This is a genomic window from Pseudomonas sp. UBA6276, assembly GCF_002438365.1.
GTDB lineage: Bacteria > Pseudomonadota > Gammaproteobacteria > Pseudomonadales > Pseudomonadaceae > Aquipseudomonas > Aquipseudomonas coleopterorum.
Genome location: NZ_DJUS01000167.1, coordinates 1 through 2,997 on the forward strand (window position 1 = coordinate 1; position 2,997 = coordinate 2,997).

Sequence of the window (2,997 nt, forward strand, 5' to 3'; positions counted from 1 at the left end):
GCTGTCCTTGTTGTCCGGACGGGCCACCAGGAAGTTCACGTAAGGCGAATCCGAACCTTCGATGACCAAGGCGTCCTTGGCCGGGTTCAGGCCTGCTTCCAGTGCGTAGTTGGTGTTGATCATGTCAAGATCAACCTGATCCAGCACGCGCGGCAGCATGGCCGATTCCAGCTCCTTGAACTTGAGGTTCTTGGGGTTGCTGGCGATGTCCTTCGGAGTGGCCAGAGCGTTGCTCGGATCCTTCAGGGTGATCAGGCCGGCTTTCTGCAGCAGGATCAACGCACGGCCGCTGTTGCTGCCCTCGTTGGGGATGGCCACGGTCGCGCCGTCCTTGAGTTCGCTCAGCGATTTGACCTTCTTGGAGTAACCGCCGAAGGGCTCGACGTGCACGCCGATCACGGTGACCAGGTTGGTGCCCTTGCCCTTGTTGAAGCTTTCCAGGTACGGCAGGGTCTGGAAGTAGTTGGCGTCCAGACGCTTCTCGTTGACCTGCACGTTGGGTTGCACGTAGTCGGTGAAGACCTTGATGTCCAGGTCAACGCCTTCCTTGGCCAGGGTCGGCTTGATCAGCTCGAGGATCTCGGCGTGGGGAACCGGTGTGGCCGCAACCACGAGTTTGTCTGCCGCGTTGGCCAGGCCGAAAGACAGGGAGGCCGCCAGAGCGGTGAACAGCAAAGCCTTCTTCATGCTAAGTCCTTGAAATTGGGTGCCGGCGGCAGCAAATGGCCAGCCTTGCGCGGACAATACCCGGAATTAATATTCCTACAAATACCTTTTAGTTCGCTGCTTATGCCTTTTTGTGCAAACGCTCTAGGTGGCGGGTCAGCACTGCAGCCAAGGCCGTCGGGTCGACGTGCTTGAGCGCCTGGGTCAGTTGCCGTTCGATATGCCCCAAGGTGTATGCTGCCGAGGGCAGATTGAGATGCTCGGGCAGGATCTCGTCGCCGCTGCTCACCAGCAGGGCAAAATGGATGACGTTTTCCAGCTCGCGGGTGTTGCCGGGCCAGTCGTGTCGCTCAAGCACCTGCTGCGCCTGGGTGCTGATCAGCGGCACCGCCAGGTTCAGGCGATGGCTGTAGATGCCCAGGAAATACTCGGCCAGCGCCAGGATATCGCCGATCCGTTCACGCAACGGCGGCAGCGTCAGGCGGCCTTCGCCCAGATAGGCATACAGGCGCTCGTTGAATTTGCCAGCCGCCACGGCCTGGGCCAGATCGATGCTCGACGCGGCCACCAGGCGTACGTCCACCGGATTGGGCTGGGCCGCGCCGACGCGCGTGACTTCGTGGGTTTCCAGTGCCGCGAGCAATTTGGTCTGTATGGCCAGTGGCAGGTCGGCGATCTCGTCCAGATACAGAGTGCCGCCGTTGGCCGAGCCGAACCAGCCGGCCCGGCTGCTGGCCGTACCGCTGTGGGCGCCTGCGCTGTAGCCGAACAGTTCGGCATCGGCATAGGTCGGGCTGATCGCACCGCAGTTGACCGAAACGAACAGCCCACCGCGATCACTGGCCCGGTGGATGTGCCGGGCGAGCAGCTCCTTGCCGGTTCCGCTCTCGCCATGGATCAGCACCGGCAACGCCCTGGGCGCCAGCCGTTCGAGCTCTTCGCGCAAGCGCCGCGATCGCGGGTCGACGAACACCAGTGCCTTGGCACGAATGCTCAGCGGGCTCTTGTCGGCGTCGGGAAAGGTCAGCAGCGGCTGGCCGAAGGTGTCGTGGTATGCAGTCATGGACAAAGCTCCCACCGGCCTGAACGCAGGCGGCGTACTCGGTTTTCAGGCAATCAGGCGCGCAGCTGGGTGTGCTGGTCCATGCGACTCTGCAGGCGGTACAGGTAGGCGAAACCCTGTTCCCAGCGCTGATGCCCGGACTTGACGTTGATATGTCCAGCACCCGCCAGGATGCCCGCTTCGGCCCCCCAGTCACGGGCCAGTTGCAAGGCCCGTGGGGCGCTGGCGGCTGGGTCGTTGTCCGAGCCCACCACTTGGCTGGGGAACGGCAACAGGTGCTTGGGGATCGGTGCAAAGTTGCGCAGGGCCGGTGAGCAGGCTGGCCGCTCGACATCCGCTGGCGCCACCAGCAAAGCGCCACGGACCTTGCGCAGCGAAACCAGCGACGCGTCGGCCGACCAGTGTGCAACCGTCACGCAGCCCAGGCTGTGGGCAATGAGAATCACAGGATCGGCGCTGGCATTCACAGCCCGGTCCAACGCTGCCACCCAGTCTTCACACCGAGGCGTGAGCCAATCGTCCTGCTCGACCCGCGCGCTGTTGGGCAGGCTTCGTTGCCAGTGGCTTTGCCAATGGTCATCGGGCGAGCCCTGCCAGCCTGGCACGATCAGATAGCGGATCGACTCATTGCGCATGGGATGCGCCTCCTGCAAACGTTGCGTTGGAGGCCAGTATAGGGAAAGGAGTTATACGCGTTAAGGAATAAGAAGCTATTTGGTAATAACCAAATATTCCATTGATGCGCCACATCAAACCCGGACGCGGCTCGCGCCGCTGCTACAGGTGTGCGCGATCTCCTGTAGCAGCGGCGCGAGCCGCGTCGGCAGCACATGCGGTACGTCTGACGCACCGCCGCTACAGGCCTGACGCCTTCTGCCACACCTTGGGCTTGAAGAACAACGTCTCGCCGCGCGCCAGACCACTCAGGCTGTCATGGTCCTTGACCACTTCCGCCTCGATCAGATCGCTCTGCCCCTCGACCTTCAACGTCACCCGCGTGGTCGCGCCCAACGGGCGAATGTCACGCACCTCGGCAGCATGATGGTCCTCCAACTCATGGCGCGACAGCGACACCTCGTGCGGACGAAACAGCACATGCTCCTCACCGCCCAATTGCAGACGGTTGGAATCACCCAGGAAGTGATACACGAAATCGCTGGCCGGATTCTCGTACACATCGCCCGGCGAGCCGATCTGTTCGATGACGCCCTTGTTCATCACCACGATGCGATCGGCCACTTCCATGGCCTCTTCCTGGTCGTGAGTCA

The 2,997-nt window shown here is 62.4% G+C and carries 4 protein-coding genes; all 4 read right to left on the reverse strand.

Features of this window, described 5'->3' with window-relative positions:
- Positions 1–687 (reverse strand): MetQ/NlpA family ABC transporter substrate-binding protein (locus tag B2V21_RS19190; protein ID WP_286917716.1); only part of this gene is annotated, 687 nt, incomplete at its 3' end.
- 100 nt (positions 688–787) lie between these two features.
- On the reverse strand, positions 788–1,729 hold the full coding sequence (locus B2V21_RS19195) for a sigma 54-interacting transcriptional regulator (RefSeq protein ID WP_286917717.1): 942 nt from the start codon (positions 1,727–1,729) through the stop codon (positions 788–790).
- A 53-nt stretch (positions 1,730–1,782) separates the two neighbouring features.
- Positions 1,783–2,364 carry an alpha/beta hydrolase gene (locus tag B2V21_RS19200; protein ID WP_049861563.1) on the reverse strand — a complete coding sequence of 194 codons (582 nt, stop codon included), beginning with the start codon at positions 2,362–2,364 and terminating at the stop codon, positions 1,783–1,785.
- A gap of 220 nt (positions 2,365–2,584) precedes the next feature.
- Positions 2,585–2,997 (reverse strand): TOBE-like domain-containing protein (locus B2V21_RS19205; protein WP_286917718.1); only part of this gene is annotated, 413 nt, incomplete at its 5' end.